General features: G+C 73.4%; 14 protein-coding genes. 6 read left to right on the forward strand and 8 right to left on the reverse strand.

The window, feature by feature from the left end; translation table 11 throughout:
- Window positions 1-25: 25 nt before the first annotated feature.
- From hsaC to hsaA, 3 genes are read right to left on the reverse strand one after another with little or no spacing between them, the layout of a single operon-like run.
- On the reverse strand, window positions 26-928 hold the full coding sequence (gene hsaC / locus EDD30_RS03760) for an iron-dependent extradiol dioxygenase HsaC (protein ID WP_071806724.1): 903 nt from the start codon (window positions 926-928) through the stop codon (window positions 26-28).
- Window positions 925-1,788, reverse strand: coding sequence for a 4,5:9,10-diseco-3-hydroxy-5,9,17-trioxoandrosta-1(10),2-diene-4-oate hydrolase (gene hsaD / locus EDD30_RS03765; RefSeq protein WP_071806723.1), 864 nt, complete (start codon window positions 1,786-1,788; stop codon window positions 925-927). The genes hsaC and hsaD overlap by 4 nt, the downstream gene beginning before the upstream one ends.
- A gap of 7 nt (window positions 1,789-1,795) precedes the next feature.
- Window positions 1,796-2,977 carry a 3-hydroxy-9,10-secoandrosta-1,3,5(10)-triene-9,17-dione monooxygenase oxygenase subunit gene (hsaA, locus tag EDD30_RS03770; protein WP_071806722.1) on the reverse strand — a complete coding sequence of 394 codons (1,182 nt, stop codon included), beginning with the start codon at window positions 2,975-2,977 and terminating at the stop codon, window positions 1,796-1,798.
- A gap of 95 nt (window positions 2,978-3,072) precedes the next feature.
- Here hsaA and EDD30_RS03775 point away from each other — a divergent pair, with 95 nt between their 5' ends.
- From EDD30_RS03775 to EDD30_RS03785, 3 genes are read left to right on the forward strand one after another with little or no spacing between them, the layout of a single operon-like run.
- Window positions 3,073-4,209 carry a 3-ketosteroid-9-alpha-monooxygenase, oxygenase component gene (locus EDD30_RS03775; protein WP_071806721.1) on the forward strand — a complete coding sequence of 379 codons (1,137 nt, stop codon included), beginning with the start codon at window positions 3,073-3,075 and terminating at the stop codon, window positions 4,207-4,209.
- On the forward strand, window positions 4,206-4,475 hold the full coding sequence (locus EDD30_RS03780; RefSeq protein WP_071806720.1) for a hypothetical protein: 270 nt from the start codon (window positions 4,206-4,208) through the stop codon (window positions 4,473-4,475). Before EDD30_RS03775 ends, EDD30_RS03780 begins: the two co-directional genes overlap by 4 nt.
- Window positions 4,475-5,518 carry a ferredoxin--NADP reductase gene (locus tag EDD30_RS03785; protein ID WP_123678052.1) on the forward strand — a complete coding sequence of 348 codons (1,044 nt, stop codon included), beginning with the start codon at window positions 4,475-4,477 and terminating at the stop codon, window positions 5,516-5,518. Before EDD30_RS03780 ends, EDD30_RS03785 begins: the two co-directional genes overlap by 1 nt.
- On the opposite strand, the gene dmpG is transcribed toward EDD30_RS03785, so the two are convergent.
- Genes dmpG through EDD30_RS03805 form a run of 4 tightly spaced genes read right to left on the reverse strand, consistent with a single transcriptional unit; the run spans window position 5,509 to window position 9,850 of the window.
- Window positions 5,509-6,549, reverse strand: coding sequence for a 4-hydroxy-2-oxovalerate aldolase (gene dmpG / locus EDD30_RS03790; protein ID WP_071804266.1), 1,041 nt, complete (start codon window positions 6,547-6,549; stop codon window positions 5,509-5,511). The two genes, EDD30_RS03785 and dmpG, sit on opposite strands and share 10 nt — an antisense overlap.
- An 8-nt stretch (window positions 6,550-6,557) precedes the next feature.
- Window positions 6,558-7,484: an acetaldehyde dehydrogenase (acetylating) gene (locus EDD30_RS03795; protein ID WP_071804265.1), complete on the reverse strand. Its 927-nt coding sequence runs from the start codon at window positions 7,482-7,484 to the stop codon at window positions 6,558-6,560.
- Entirely contained in the window at window positions 7,477-8,265 is a 789-nt protein-coding gene (locus tag EDD30_RS03800) for a 2-keto-4-pentenoate hydratase (RefSeq protein ID WP_071804264.1), read from the reverse strand. The genes EDD30_RS03795 and EDD30_RS03800 overlap by 8 nt, the downstream gene beginning before the upstream one ends.
- Window positions 8,249-9,850 carry an FAD-binding protein gene (locus EDD30_RS03805; RefSeq protein WP_071804263.1) on the reverse strand — a complete coding sequence of 534 codons (1,602 nt, stop codon included), beginning with the start codon at window positions 9,848-9,850 and terminating at the stop codon, window positions 8,249-8,251. The genes EDD30_RS03800 and EDD30_RS03805 overlap by 17 nt, the downstream gene beginning before the upstream one ends.
- Before the next feature lie 56 nt (window positions 9,851-9,906).
- Here EDD30_RS03805 and kstD point away from each other — a divergent pair, with 56 nt between their 5' ends.
- From kstD to EDD30_RS03820, 3 genes are all read left to right on the forward strand, one after another.
- Window positions 9,907-11,547 carry a 3-oxosteroid 1-dehydrogenase gene (gene kstD, locus EDD30_RS03810; protein WP_071804262.1) on the forward strand — a complete coding sequence of 547 codons (1,641 nt, stop codon included), beginning with the start codon at window positions 9,907-9,909 and terminating at the stop codon, window positions 11,545-11,547.
- A 300-nt stretch (window positions 11,548-11,847) separates the two neighbouring features.
- On the forward strand, window positions 11,848-13,008 hold the full coding sequence (locus EDD30_RS03815) for a zinc metalloprotease (protein ID WP_071804261.1): 1,161 nt from the start codon (window positions 11,848-11,850) through the stop codon (window positions 13,006-13,008).
- Between the two features lie 291 nt (window positions 13,009-13,299).
- Window positions 13,300-13,821, forward strand: coding sequence for a pyridoxamine 5'-phosphate oxidase family protein (locus EDD30_RS03820; protein WP_071804260.1), 522 nt, complete (start codon window positions 13,300-13,302; stop codon window positions 13,819-13,821).
- Window positions 13,822-13,893: 72 nt separating this feature from the next.
- On the opposite strand, the gene EDD30_RS03825 is transcribed toward EDD30_RS03820, so the two are convergent.
- Window positions 13,894-14,247: a hypothetical protein gene (locus EDD30_RS03825; protein WP_071804259.1), complete on the reverse strand. Its 354-nt coding sequence runs from the start codon at window positions 14,245-14,247 to the stop codon at window positions 13,894-13,896.
- Between the last annotated feature and the right edge of the window lie 21 nt (window positions 14,248-14,268).

The following is a 14,268-nucleotide window of genomic DNA, read 5'->3' on the forward strand; positions in this document are numbered from 1 at the left end:
GGCGGGGAGAACGGTCACCGGGGCCTCAGTGCCCGCCGCCGAAGAAGCGGTGACCCCAGACGCTGTGCGCGGTGGTCTGCCGCGCCACCCAGGTCCGGTCGTCCACGGTGGCGCCGCCGGTGCCGTACTCGATGTCGAAGCCGCTCGGCGTCCGCACGTAGAACGAGATCATCTGGTCGTTGGCGTGCCGGCCGAGCGTCGAGATCAGCGGTGCACCACGCTTGGCGCAGCGATCCATCGCCAGGCCCACGTCGTCGATGGTCTCGGTCTCGACCATGAGGTGCACGAGGCCGCTCGGCGCCGGAATCGGGGCGAGCGCGACGCTGTGGTGGCGCGGGCCGCAGCCGAGGAAGCGCATCCACAGCGGCTGGTCGCTGGGCGGCAGGCCGACGGTCTCGGGGATGAGCCGCATCGAGTCGCGCAGCCGGAACCCGAGCACCTCGGTGTAGAAGCGCAGGGCCGCCGCGTCGTCGCCGGCCGGCAGCACCACGTGGCCCATGCCCTGCTCGCCGGTGACGAACCTGGTCCCGTAGCGGCTCAGCGCGGGCCGGTTGTCCAGCGCGGCGCCGCAGAAGAACTCCAGGCGGTTGCCGAACGGGTCGTCGGCGCTGACGAGCTGCGCCACGCGGCGGTCGGCGAGCTCGTCGCCGGCGGCCGGTTTGACCGCGGCGCCGGCCTCCTCGAGGATCGCGGTGAGCCTGCCCAGCGCCGCCGGGTCGGCGACCTCCCAGCCGGTGGCGGTCAGCCGGTCCTGCTCGCCGGGCACCACCACGATGCGCGCGGCGAGGTCGTCCATGCGCAGGTAGACGCTGTCCGGGTCCGGACCGCGTCCCTCCACCATGCCGAGCACCCCGACGCCGAACTCCCGCCAGGCGCCCACGTCGGTGGCCTCGACGCGCAGGTATCCGAGGGATCGAATGAGACTCACGGTCTGTCACCTTCCAGGAAGTCGAACGCCAGGCGGTGGAACTCGTCGAACTTCTCCAGGTGCGCCCAGTGCCCGCAGCCGCCGAAGACGTGCAGCCGGGCCCGGCGGATGAGCTTGAGCGCCACCAGGGCGCCGTCCAGGGGGTTGACCCGGTCCTCACGGCCCCACACCAGCAGCACCTCGTGGCGCAGCCGGTGCGCGTCGCGCCAGAGCAGGCCCTGCTCGTAGTGCTCCGGGTCGGTGAACGAGGCGCCCATCGCCCGCATCGCCTGCAGCGCCGCCGGATCGGTGGCCGCCCGGAAGCGTTCCTCGATCAGCTCGTCGGTGATCAGCTTCGGATCGAAGACGAGCGTCCGCAGGAACGCGGCCAGCTTCTCCCGGCTCGGCGCCGCGCCGAACGCGGAGAGCCGCTTCACGCCCTCGGTCGGGTCGGCGGAGAACACGTTGAGGCTCAGCCCGCCCGGTCCCATCAGCAGCAGCCGCCCGGCGCGGCGCGGGTAGCGCAGCGCGAACCGGACCGCCGTGCCGCCGCCCAGCGAGTTGCCGATCAGGTCGACCCGGTCGAGGCCGAGCTCGTCGAGGAGCGCGAGTAGGGCGTCGGCGGAAGCGGTGAAGTACTGCCCGGTGATCGGCACGGCCACCGATCCGCCGTAGCCGGGCTGGTCGACGGCGAGCGTGTCGAAACGCTCCGCGAAGGCGGGCAGGCTGCGCCCGAAGTTGCTCCAGGCCGAGGCGCCGGGCCCGCCGCCGTGCAGGAGCACGACCGGGGCGGCGCCGGACGGGCCGGCGCGGTGGAAGTGCAGGCCCGAGGCGTGCGCGCTGCTGCCGGCGAAGTCGACGGAGGCGCTGCTGGTCGTCATGGCCGCCTCACACCATCGCGTCCGTGATCGGCAGGCCGAACTCGCCGCGGCCGAAGAGCGACAGCGCCCGCTCGGGATCATTGATCGCGTGCACCCGGCCGGCGTGCGCGTCGCGCCAGAACCGCTGGATCGGGGTGCCGGTGGCCAGCGCCCGGCCGCCGGAGTTCTCGAACAGCCGGTCCACCGCGCCGATCGCGAGCTCGGTGCCGCGCACCTGGTCGCGGCGGGTCCGCAGGCGTAGCCGCATCGGCAGCTTCTCGCCGGCCGTGGCCAGCTCCATCAGCTCGCTCAGGTCGGCCTCGAGGGCCAGCCAGGCCGCGTCCAGGTCGGCGGCCGCGATCGCGACGCGGACCTGCGAGTACGGGTCCTCGGCCGCGCGCACCCCGGCGTAGGCGGCGCGCACCCGTTCGCGCAGGTAGTCGACGTGCGCGTCGTACGCCCCGGTAGCCATGCCGATGATCGGAGTGGTGATCGCATAGGAGAAGATCGACGCGTACGGGATGCGGTAGAGCGGCGCGGTGTTCACTTCCTGGCCGGGGCAGGCGCACCGGGCCGTGTCGTTGAAGCTCAGCGACCGGTAGGCGGGCACGAACGCGTCGGTCACGACGATGTCGTTGCTGCCCGTGCCGCGCAGGCCGACGGTGTGCCAGACGTCCTCGATGACGTAGTCGGTGGCGGGCAGCAGGAAGGTGCGGAAGTCGGCCGGGCTGCCGTCGTCGCCGGGCGGGATGATGCCGCCGAGCAGCGCCCAGTCGGCGTGGTCGCACCCGGAGGAGAAGCTCCACCGGCCGTTGACCCGGTAGCCGCCGTCGACCGCGCGAATCGTGCCGGTGGGCGCGTAGGACGAGGACATCCGGGTGCCGGGGTCGTCGCCCCAGACGTCCTGCTGCGCGGGAGCGGGGAAGAGGGCGAGCTGCCAGTTGTGCACCCCGATCACCGAGGCGACCCAGCCGGTGGAGCCGCAGGCGGCGGCCAGCTCGCGGACGCCCCGCAGGAAGGTCAGTGGGTGTGCTTCGTACCCGCCGAACCGGGCCGGCTGCAACAGCCGGAAGAAGCCGGTCTCGGCGAGCGCCTTGACGGTCTCGGCGGACAGCGCCCGGCGGTCCTCGGTCTCCTGGGCCCGCTCTCGCAGGGCCGGCACCAGGTCGTGCACCGCGGTCAGTACCGCCGCGCCGGCGCTTGCCTCCATGGGATCCCTCCAGCGGGTTGGCCGAAGAACTCGACAATCCCTATACTAGAACACGTTCTACCTTGGCGGCCACCATCAGAAGTGGGGAGCGGCTCATGCGCAACGGCGACGGGGCACGAACGATCGACGCCGGCGCGCCGCCGACGCGATTCGCCCGCGGCTGGCACTGCCTCGGGTTGGCCGATTCCTTCCGGGACGGCCGGCCGCACGCCATCGAGGCGTTCGGCACGAAGCTGGTGGTGTTCGCCGACTCCGGCGGCGCGCTGCACGTGCTCGACGGATACTGCCGCCACATGGGCGGCGACCTCACCATGGGCACCATCAAGGGAGACACCGTCGCCTGCCCGTTCCACGACTGGCGCTGGCGCGGCGACGGCCGGTGCGACGCGGTGCCCTACGCCCACCGCGTGCCGATGCGCGCCCGCACCCGCTCGTGGACCACCCTCGAGGAGAACCGCCAGTTGTTCGTCTGGAACGACCCCCGGGGCGCCGCTCCCCCGCCGGAGGTCACCATCCCCCGCATCGAGGGCGCGTTCTCCGACGAGTGGAGCGACTGGACCTGGGACTCGCTCCGCATCGACGGCGCCAACTGCCGCGAAGTCATCGACAACGTCGTCGACATGGCGCACTTCTTCTACATCCATTTCGCCTTCCCCACGTTCTTCAAGAACGTGCTGGAGGGCCACGTCGCCGCGCAGTACCTCACCACCCGGCCGCGGCCGGACGTGCCGATCGGGGCCAGCCAGTCCGGCGGCGGGGGGCTGCGCTCCGAGGCCGCCTACTACGGGCCCTCGTACATGATCGACAATCTCTACCTCGACTACCAGGGCGTCGATGTAGAGTCCGTACTGATCAACTGCCACTATCCGGTGACGGCCGACTCGTTCGTGCTGCAGTGGGGCCTGATCGTCAAGCGGCTGCCCGGCCTCAGCGCCGCCCAGGCGCAGAAGGCGGCGGCCAAGTTCGCCCGCAGCATCGGCGTCGGCTTCCAGCAGGACGTGGAGATCTGGCAGCACAAGAGCCGGATCGACAACCCGCTGCTGTGCGTCGAGGACGGCCCGGTCTACCAGCTCCGCCGTTGGTACGAGCAGTTCTACGTGGACGTGGAGGACGTCTCGGAGGACATGGTCGCCCGCTATGAGTTCGAGGTCGACACCACCCGCGCGATCCAGACCTGGGAGGCGGAGGTGGCCGAGAACCTGCGCCGCCAGGCCGAGTCGGCGGCGCCGTGACCTCCGAGACGCTGGCCGAGCGGCGGGCGTACCTGGAGGAGGGCCTGTCCGACATCGGGTGCGCGCGCTGTGGTGCCCTGGTCCGCGCCGGCAAGCGCAGCCCCCAGCAGACCAGCGTGCAGTGGACCGTCCGGGCCGCGAGCGCGTGCGCCGCCCTCGCGGCGGCGCACGCCGCCGGACGGCCCGCCGCGCTGGTGCCGACCTGCCCCGACCTGCGCGACACCATCGACCGTGCGGTCCGCGAGGGCCGACTGGAGGTGAGCTGATGGGCGAGACCCTCGCCGGGCGGGAGCCGGCGGGCCCGTCCGCGGCCGCGAAGCCGGCGCCGCCGTTCCACCGGCTGCGGGTCGCCCGGGTCATCGCCGAGACCGCCGACGCGCACTCGCTGGTGCTGTCGGTGCCGCCCGCGCTGGCCACGGCGTTCGGCTACCAGCCCGGGCAGTACCTGACCGTACGGGTGCCGGGCGGCGGCGGCACCGTCGCCCGCTGCTATTCGCTGTCCAGCTCCCCGCACACCGACACGGAGCTGAAGATCACGGTGAAGCGGGTCCGCGACGGGCAGGCCTCGAACTGGATCTGCGACCACGTCAAGCCCGGCGCCGAGCTGGACCTCGCGCCGCCGGCCGGCACGTTCACCCCGGCCTCGCTCGACGACGACCTGCTCCTGCTCGCCGGGGGCAGCGGCATCACGCCGGTGATGGCGATCATCAAGTCCGTGCTGGCGCACGGGCGCGGACGGCTCGCCCTGGTCTACGCCAACCGCGACGCGGGCTCGGTCATCTTCGCCGAGGAGCTGGCGGCGCTGCGCGAACGGCACCCCGACCGGCTCACGGTGACGCACTGGCTGGACCACGAGCGCGGCGCTCCCCGCGGGGAGGACCTGGCGCCGTTGCTGCGTCCGTACGCGGACAGGGAGGCCTTCGTCTGCGGACCGGAACCGTTCGTCGTCGTGGCTCGGCATGCCCTGGAAAGGGCCGGTGTGACGCCGGAGCGGATCCGGGTGGAACGGTTCAACTCGGTGCTGCCCGCCACTCTGGACGCGACCGCCGAGGTGACCCTGGACGGCCAGACCCACCGGCTGGCGTGGCCGGCCGGCACCCGCCTGCTCGATGTGATCATGTCGGCCGGGCTCAACCCGCCGTTCTCCTGCCGGCAGGGCAACTGCGGCACGTGCGCCTGTCGTCTGGTCGACGGCGAGGTCGAGCTGGTACGCAACGAGGTGCTCGAGGAGGAGGACTTCGCCGAGGGTTACATCCTCGCCTGCCAGGCGGTCGCCCGCAGCGACTCGGTCGCGGTCACCTACGACTGAGCCGCCTCCTGCCGCAGTTGCACCGCGATGTCGATGAGCTGGTCCTCCTGCCCGCCGACCAGCCGCCGCTCCCCGGCCCGCACCAGGATCTCGGCGCCCGGGACCCCGTAGCGCTGCGACAGGGCGAAGGCGTGGGTGAGGAAACTGGAGTACACCCCGGCGTAGCCCATGGTCAGGGAAAGCCGGTCCAGCAGACACTCCTGCGCCATGGCCGGGCGCACCACGTCCTCGGCCGCGTCCACGATGGCGAAGAAGTCGACCCCGGTGCGGATGCCGAGCTTGTCGCAGACACCCACGAACGCCTCCACCGGCGTGTTGCCGGCTCCCGCGCCGAAGCGCCGGGTGCTGCCGTCGATCTGGGCGGCGCCGGCCCGGACCGCCAGCACCGAGTTGGCCACGCCGAGACCCAGGTTCTCGTGCCCGTGGAAGCCCACCTGCGCGTCGTCGCCCAGCTCCGCCACGAGCGCGGCGACCCGGTCGGCCACCTGGTCGAGAACGAGCGCTCCGGCCGAGTCCACCACGTACACGCACTGGCAGCCCGCGTCGGCCATGATGCGGGCCTGCTTCGCCAGCGCCTCCGGCGGCTGTGAGTGGGACATCATCAGGAAGCCGACGGTCTCCAGCCCCCGCTCGCGGGCCAGTCCGAAATGCTGCACGGCGATGTCCGCCTCGGTGCAGTGGGTGGCGATCCGGCAGACGCTCGCCCCGTTGCCGGCCGCCACCCGGATGTCGTCGACGACCCCGACCCCGGGCAGCATCAGAAACGCGATCTTGGCACGGGTGGCGGTCCGCACCGCCACCTCGATCAGCTCCTGCTCCGGCGTGCGGCTGAGGCCGTAGGTGAACGACGAGCCGCCCAGCCCGTCGCCGTGCGCCACCTCGATCACCGGTACGCCGGCGGCGTCGAGCGCGGCGACCACCGAGGCGACCTCGGCGGCGGTGAACTGGTGGCGCTTGGCGTGCGAGCCGTCGCGGAGCGCGGAGTCGGTGATCCGCACGTCCAGGTCGGCGGAGAAGGGGCGCGGCGGCATGCGGTCTCCTAGGCGGGCACGGCGGCCCGGGCGAGCTCCTCGCCCACCCGGGTCGCGGCGGCGGTCATGATGTCGAGGTTGCCGGCGTAGTGGGGCAGGTGATCACCGGCGCCGGTGATCTCGACGAAGATCCCGACCCGGGTCCGCCCGAGCGTCGCCGGCGACGGCGGGTCGAACTGCGGCTCGTTGAGCAGCCGGTATCCGGGCACGTAGCGGGCCACGTCGGCGGCCATCGCCACGACCGAGGCGGCGACCGCCCCGGTGTCGGCCTCGGGGTCGATCGCGCAGAACACCGTGTCCCGCATGATCAGCGGCGGCTCGGCCGGATTGAGCACGACGATGGCCTTGCCCCGCGCCGCCCCGCCGACGACCTCCAACGCCCGGCTCGTGGTCCGGGTGAACTCGTCGATGTTGGCCCGGGTGCCCGGCCCGGCCGACCGGGAGGCGACGGTGGCGACGATCTCGGCGTAGCTCACCGGGGTGACCCGGGAGACCGCGTACACCATCGGGATGGTGGCCTGCCCGCCGCAGGTGATCAGGTTGAGGTTGGGCGCGTCCAGGTGGGCGCGCAGGTTGACCTCGGGCACCACCGGCGGCCCGACGGCCGCCGGGGTGAGGTCGACGGCCCGGATGCCGACCCGCGCGTACCGCGGGGCGTTGGCCCGGTGCACGGCCGCCGAGGTGGCCTCGAAGACCAGGTCGGGCAGCGGATCCTGAGCCAGCAGCCAGTCCGCGCCGGCCGCGCTGGTGGCCAGGCCCAGCTCGGCGGCGCGACGCAGGCCCGGGCTTCCCGCCTCGATGCCGACCATCCAGCGCGGCTCGACCAGCGGCGATCGCCGCAGCTTGCACAGCAGGTCGGTGCCGATGTTGCCGGATCCGACGATGGCGGCCGTGAGCTTCGAAATTCCGGGTCGACCTGAAGATGGCTCAGCCATGCGACTCCTCCTCGAAGGACAGGCGGACCTCGCCCAGGCCGGTGAAGACCGCCCGGAACCTGTCGCCGGGGTGGACATCCACCGCCCGGGCGCAGGCGCCGGGCAGCACGAGGTGTCCCGCGCGCAGCCGGACGCCGAAGCTCGCGACGGTGCGTGCCAGCCAGGCCACCGCCGTCACCGGGTTGCCCAGGACGGCGTCCGAGCGTCCCCGCGCCACCGGCTCGTCGCCGCGGTAGAGGACCGCGTCGATGGTGCGCGGGTCCACGGTGGCGGGGGCCACCCGGGCCGCACCGAGCACGAAGCCGGCCGAGGACGCGTTGTCGGCGATCGTGTCGGCCAGGCTGATCTTCCAGTCGAGGATGCGGCTGTCGATCAGCTCGATGGACGGCGCGAACGCCTCGGTGGCGGCCAGCACGTCGTCCTCGGTGCAGTCCGAGGGCAGATCGGCGCCGAGCAGGAACGCCACCTCGATCTCGACGCGCGGGTAGCAGTACCGCGACGCCCGCGCCGGCTCCGCCTCGCTCAGCCGCATGCTCTCCAGCAGATGGCCGTAGTCCGGCTCGTCGACGCCCATCATCGCCTGCATGGCCTCCGACGACAGGCCGACCTTGTGCCCCACGACGGGCTCGCCGCGGCGGCGCACGTTGTGCAACTGGATCGCGTACGCCTCGGCCGCCGTCAGATCCGGGTGCTCGAGGACCAGCGGCGGTATCGGTGCGCGGTCCCGCTCGGCCGCGTGCAGCCGGTCGGCCAGCGTCCGGCGCTCAGTCTCGGTGAGCATGCACCCCTCCCCGGTCCTCGGCCGTCGCGCTCCGACCGGCCCGCCGGCCGGAGAAGACGCAGTCGGCCAGCGACAGCCCGCTGACGTAGCTGCGCGAACAGATGCCGACCGCGGTGCGGCCGGCCGCGAACAACCCCGGCACGCCGCTTCCGTCCGGCCGCAGCACCCGCCCGGTCTCCTCGTCGACCCGCAGGCCGCCGAGGGTGAGCATGGGCGCCGGCACGAACATCCGCGGGCGTATCGAGACGTCGATCAACGAGTACGGCGCCCGTCGCAGCGGCCGGACCAGCTCGGCCGGCTTGCCGGCGGGGTCGCCGCGGCCGGCGTGGTACTCCTCCACCGTGGCGGCCAGACCGGCCGGATCCACGCCGGCCCGCCGGGCGACCCGCTCCAGCGACGGCCCGGTCACCCGGTCGACGCCCAGCAGCCACCGCGCCTGCAACCACTGGAACCACGAGGACTGCCCGCGCAAACCGCGGCGCGCCTCGGCAAGCAGCGCCGCGTCGATCAGCAGCCAGGCCCGCCGTTCCGGGCAGCGCAGCACGGCCTCGCCGATCGCCGCACCGTAGCGGGACTCGTCGCAGACACGCCGCCCGTCGCGGTCCACCAGCAGGCCGCCGACCAGTGCCGACGGGGGTGTGAGGAAGCGCCAGATGCTGATCCGGTCCAGGTGGCCGGTCGCGGCGCCGATCCCGGTGCCGAGCCGGATGCCCGAGCCGTCGTCGCCGACCGTGCCCAGCCGCAGGCCGCCCCGGTAGTCCGGGGCGTGCTCGCGCAGCATCTCGCGGTCGAACACGAACCCGCCCGCGGCGAGCACGACGCCGAGCCGGGCGCCGATCCGCACGCTTCGGGCGTAGCGGCGCTCCAGCCAGGCGACCGGCCGGTGCAGCGCGCGGCCGAGAGCGGGCAGATAGATGCCGGGCTTGACCGACCACCGGTGCAGGACGCGGTGGCCGAGCCGGGCCCAGGCCGGCGCGTCCCGCAGGCTGTGGCACTCGACGCCGACCACGCGGCCGCCGGCGGTGACCAGGCGGTGGGCGCGGGTCTGGACGCGGACCTCGGCGCCGGCCGAGCGGGCCGCCACGGCCAGACGGGCGTGGAGCAGCCGGCCGGAGGCGCCGCGGGCGTGCGCGCGGTGCCCGCGGGGCGCCGGCGGGGCGACGTGGGCGAAGGAGAGCTCGCTGCCGGAGTGGTAGAGGAAGTACCGATCCGTCGGATAGGAGGTCTTGTGCGGGCAGAGGGAGGCGTCGAAGGGCACGCCGCGCTCCTCCAGCCAGGCCAGCATCCCGGCGCTCTGCGCGCAGAACCGCCGCAGCGTCGCCGCCGACACGGCGTCGCCGACCTCCTCGCGCAGGTAGCCGGCCATCGCCTGCGGGGTGTCCGTGACACCCGCCTGCGTCTGCTGCCGGGTGCCCCCGCCGGCGTAGACCACGCCGCCGGAGATCGCGGTCGCGCCGCCGCCGGTGAAGCGGTCCAGGACCAGCACGCGGGCGCCCGCCTCGGCCGCCTCGACGGCGGCGCAGGCCCCGGCCGCGCCGAACCCCACGACCACCACGTCGGCCGCCTCGTGCCATGCCTCGGTCATGGGCAGATGTCCCTGTCTCGATGGCCTACCGCCGCCGATAACTATAACCTGTTCTAGTGTCGATGCCGGTGGAGGAATATGACGTCGTCGTGGTCGGCTGCGGCGCGGCGGGAATGACAGCGGCGCTCACCGCGGCGCGTCGCGGGCTGAGCGTCGTCGTGGTGGAGAAGGCCGGCGTGTTCGGCGGCTCCGCCGCCCGCTCCGGCGGCGCCCTCTGGCTGCCCGGCAACGCGGTGCTGCGGCAGGCGGGGATCGTGGACGACGCCGAGGCCACCCGTAAGTACCTGGCCCATGTCGCCGGACCCGAGGTGCCTTCGCCGCGCCGGGAGGCGTTCCTGGCGCACGGCCCGGCCATGCTCGATCTCGTCCGGGAGCACACCCCGCTCGCGTTCGCCTGGGTCCCCGGCTACCCCGACTACTATCCCGAGGCACCGGGCGGGCTGCCCGGCGGCCGGACCATCGAGCCGCGGCCGCTGGACGCCCGCATGCTCGGGTCCGACGTGGAGAGGCTCGCCCCGCCGTACCGGGCCGCGCCGGCCGGCATCACCGTGACCGCGGCCGACTACCGCTGGCTGTCGCTCGGCACCCACCACCCGCGGGCGATCCTGACGGCGGCGCGGCTCGCCGCCGGCGGCCTGAGCAACCGGCTGCGGCACCGGCGCCGGCTCACCATGGGACAGGCGCTCGCCGCCGGGTTGCGAGCCGGTCTGCGCGCGGCCGGGGTGCCCGTCCGGCTCGGCACGCCCCTGACGGACCTGATCGTCGAGGGGGACAGGGTGGCCGGGATCCATGCCGGACCCGCCGGATTCCCGGTGCGGCTGCGCGCCCGTCGGGGCGTGCTGATAGCCAGCGGCGGATTCGAGCAGAACGAGGAGATGCGCCGGCGGCACCAGCCGGTCGGCGCCGGCTGGACGACCGGCGCGCCGGGCAACACCGGCGACGGCATCGAGGCGGGCCGGCGCCTCGGCGCCGCGCTCGAGCTGATGGACGAGGCGTGGTGGGGGCCGTCTCTGCCGCTGACCGGCGGTCCGTACTTCTGCCTCGCCGAGCGCAACCTGCCGTGCAGTCTGCTGGTGGACTCCGCGGGCCGCCGGTTCGTCAACGAGTCGGCGCCGTACGTGGACGCCGTGCACGCCATGCTCGCCGCGCCGGGACGCGTGCCCGCCTGGCTGGTCGCCGATCAGAGGTACCGGGACCGCTACCTGTTCGCCGGGCACGGCCCACGAACGTCGCTGCCCCGGCGCTGGTTCGCCGCCGGGGTGGCGCACCGCGCGGACACCCTGGAGGAGCTGGCCACGCGGATCGGTGTCGAGCCCGGCGCGCTGGGCACCACCGTGCACCGGTTCAACGAGTTCGCCGCCCGCGGCCGCGACGACGACTTCGGGCGCGGCGACTCCGCCTACGACCGCTACTACGGCGACCCGCGCAACCGGCCGAACCCGTGCCTCGGGCCGGTCCGCAGGCCGCCCTTCTACGCGTTCCGGATCGTGCCCGGCGACCTGGGTACCAAGGGCGGGCTGCGCACCGACGAACGGGCCCGGGTCCTGCGCGAGGACGGGACGCCCGTCCCCGGCCTGTACGCGGCGGGCAACGCGAGCGCCTCGGTGATGGGCCGCAGCTACGCCGGAGCCGGCGCGACGCTGGGACCCGCGATGACCTTCGGCTACCTGGCCGCCCTCGACCTCGCCCGGGCTTAGGCGCCCCACGCGTCGTCGCACCGCCGGCGAGGGACCACCGGACGGCCGCCGCCTCCACCGTCCGGCGACGCCCGGGTGCCGAACGGCCCGTCCGGTCCGGCCGTGATCGCCGGGTGGCTCGCGACGGACGGTCACTCGGTCCCGCAGCGCGGTTGAACTGCGGATATGTGCGTTCGAAGGAGTCGTGCGCCGCTTGACAGCCAAGGCGTGACGATCGCCATACTCGCCGACGCAACGTACGCATCCGATTGCCCGGAGGCTCACCGCGGCGATCGGATCAGTTTGTCGACGGGAGACGCCGTGCAGTTCGCTCCGGAGGTCGCATGGCGGGTCAGTAGGCGTGGCCTGGTCATCGCCGGCACCGACGGAGAAGCGGCCCTGCTGGAACACCCGCGTGCGGCCGAGCTGCCCGGACTCCTCGCCGCCGACCCGAGCCCCGCGGAGCTGGCGGAACGGCTCGGCGACCCGGACGGCACCCGGCTGGTAGCCGAGATGACCGAGATCGGCATTCTGCGCGACCCGACGGTCGAGGCGCCGCCGGCCGCACCGCCCCGGCGCGTGACGGTGACCCGCTCCGGCGTCGAGGTCACCGGCATCGACCGGCCGGCGCAGTGGTTCGCCCGACGCGTCGTACCCTCGCTGCTGAGCTGGCCCGGCCGTCTCCTGATCGGCGCGGTCGTCGTCGCCGGGACCTGGTCGCTGCTGACCGGCCGGCCCGACGGGCCGGCCGTGTCGGCGCGGCCGTGGGTGGACGCCCTGCTCGGCTTCGCGATCGGACTCGGGTGCTCGGCGCTGCACGAGTTCGCGCACGCCGTCGCCCTCGCCCATTACGGCCGCCGGTCCCGCCGTGCGGGCTTCGGCTTCTACTGGGGAGCCATCTCCTTCTACGTGGACTCCACCGAGGCGATGACGCTGCCCCGGCGGGCCAGGGTCACCCAGGCCCTGGTCGGCCTGGCCGTCGACGTGGTCACCGTCTGCCTGCTCGCGATGATCGCCCAGGTGTCCACGTCGGTACTGCTGACCGCGGTGGCCTGGCGGCTGGCCGTGCTCGGACTTCTCGAGGTGGTCGTCAACCTGGTCCCGATCCTGCAGGTGGACGGCCACTGGGCGCTCGCCGACCTGCTCGACGAGCCCGACCTGGCCTCCCGCGCCCGCCGCGCCCTCGGCGACGTCGTGCGGCGGCGCCGGAATCCGCAGACACCGCGCTGGTTGCCCTGGTACGGCGCGTTCAGCCTGGCCTGCGGCATCGGGCTGCTCGCCGCCTCCGCGTGGGTGTTCTGGTGGGCCGCGTCCGACCTGGTCATCGCACTGTTCACCGGCAACGTCGCCGAGATCGCCGTGGGCATCCTGCTCGTCGCCCCGGTCGTGGCCGGCATGCTCTTCAGCACGCTCGGCCTGCTGCTCGAGGTCGCGCTGTCGCAGGACGTCGCCGCCACCGATTCCGACACCGGAGGGAGGTGATCACCATGCTCCGAGTCGTTCGCCGGCTGGCGCGTCGCTTCAAGTTCCGCTGATCCGCAAAGCGTCCGGGTCCGGATGCATCCGCCGTCTAGCCGCCACGGAGGTGAAAACCGATGCTCCGTCGTCTCGTCCGCCGCCTCACGCGCGGCGTCCGCGTGCGCTTCTGATCCGCGCAGGACGACGAAGCCCGGGCAGCTTGCCCGGGCTTCGTCATGCCCGCTGCCGGTGCCTGGTGCCGGGAGGTGAGTCAGTCGGCGGCGGGTAGAGTCCCGGCATGATCGAGGGTGTCCCGTGCCGCTGACGAATCCCTGGCTGTCGGAGCCTTCGCCCGAAAGGCGGCTGGATCGGGAGCGGCTGGAGGAGCGGATCCTCAACCTGCTGTCATCGCAGAACATGTGCGTGCTCGCCACCGCGGGGCCGGCAGGGCCGCTGGCCACCCCGGTGCGGTACTACCCGCTCGACTTCGCGGTGATGTTCACCGCCGCGCCGCGCTCGCCGAAGATGCGCAACATCGCCGCCGATCCGCGCGTGTCGGTCGGCATCTTCGCCCCGCTCGTGGGACTGGCGAGCAGCCGCGGCGCTCAGTTGTTCGGCACCGCTCGGGTACTGCCTGCCGGACATCCGGACCGCGCCCACTATTGGCCGGCTTTCCGGTGGGAGAACGAGCATGCCGAACGTGGCCGTCCCCTGTCCGAACCGCCCGCTGACACCCTCGTGGTGATCGAGGCGGAACGCATCGTCTACACCGAGCACTGGCTCCGGCGTGAGAACTTCGCGGCGCGCCAGTTCTGGCGGCGCAGCCGGTCGGCATAGCGGCCGGTCCGTGAACGGCACCGAGCCGGCCCCTGGCGGGTCCGGCTCGGTGGTGTGTTCTGTGGATGTGGCTCAGTTCATCAGGCGGGCCCCGTAGGCCAGCTCGTCGATCTTCTTGGCGGTGAGGCCGGGCTTCTTGTCCTTGGTCTCCTTCTGGGTCTTGCTGATGTACTGGTCGTACTGGCCGTGCAGGAGTTTGTTGGTGAGGTCGTGCTCGAGGCCGATGCTGGCCCTTGTTCTCGGAGAGGTAGCGCAGGCCCATTCCGGGGCGTCCCAGGTGATCGTGCCGGTGGAGCCCGTCAGCCCGGCGCGGCCCGCGACGGCGGCCATGATCCCGGACGGGGCCAGGGTGCGGGCGGTGACGAGGTCGCTGTACTCGCTGGACGCGCCGGCGCCCTCGGCGGCCACCCGGACCTTGGACGACACGCACGGGTCGCCGCTGGTGGT

The sequence above is a fragment of the Couchioplanes caeruleus genome (genome assembly GCF_003751945.1).
GTDB lineage: Bacteria > Actinomycetota > Actinomycetes > Mycobacteriales > Micromonosporaceae > Actinoplanes > Actinoplanes caeruleus.

What these genes read in the sequence shown, in the direction of transcription:
- EDD30_RS03775 (WP_071806721.1), top strand. Translation starts at nt 3,073, where the DNA reads ATGCGCAACGGCGACGGGGCACGAACGATCGACGCCGGCGCGCCGCCG.
- hsaA (WP_071806722.1), bottom strand. Translation starts at nt 2,977, where the DNA reads ATGGAGGCAAGCGCCGGCGCGGCGGTACTGACCGCGGTGCACGACCTG.
- EDD30_RS03800 (WP_071804264.1), bottom strand. Translation starts at nt 8,265, where the DNA reads ATGCTCACCGAGACTGAGCGCCGGACGCTGGCCGACCGGCTGCACGCG.
- hsaD (WP_071806723.1), bottom strand. Translation starts at nt 1,788, where the DNA reads ATGACGACCAGCAGCGCCTCCGTCGACTTCGCCGGCAGCAGCGCGCAC.
- dmpG (WP_071804266.1), bottom strand. Translation starts at nt 6,549, where the DNA reads ATGCCGCCGCGCCCCTTCTCCGCCGACCTGGACGTGCGGATCACCGAC.
- EDD30_RS03805 (WP_071804263.1), bottom strand. Translation starts at nt 9,850, where the DNA reads ATGACCGAGGCATGGCACGAGGCGGCCGACGTGGTGGTCGTGGGGTTC.
- EDD30_RS03785 (WP_123678052.1), top strand. Translation starts at nt 4,475, where the DNA reads ATGGGCGAGACCCTCGCCGGGCGGGAGCCGGCGGGCCCGTCCGCGGCC.
- EDD30_RS03795 (WP_071804265.1), bottom strand. Translation starts at nt 7,484, where the DNA reads ATGGCTGAGCCATCTTCAGGTCGACCCGGAATTTCGAAGCTCACGGCC.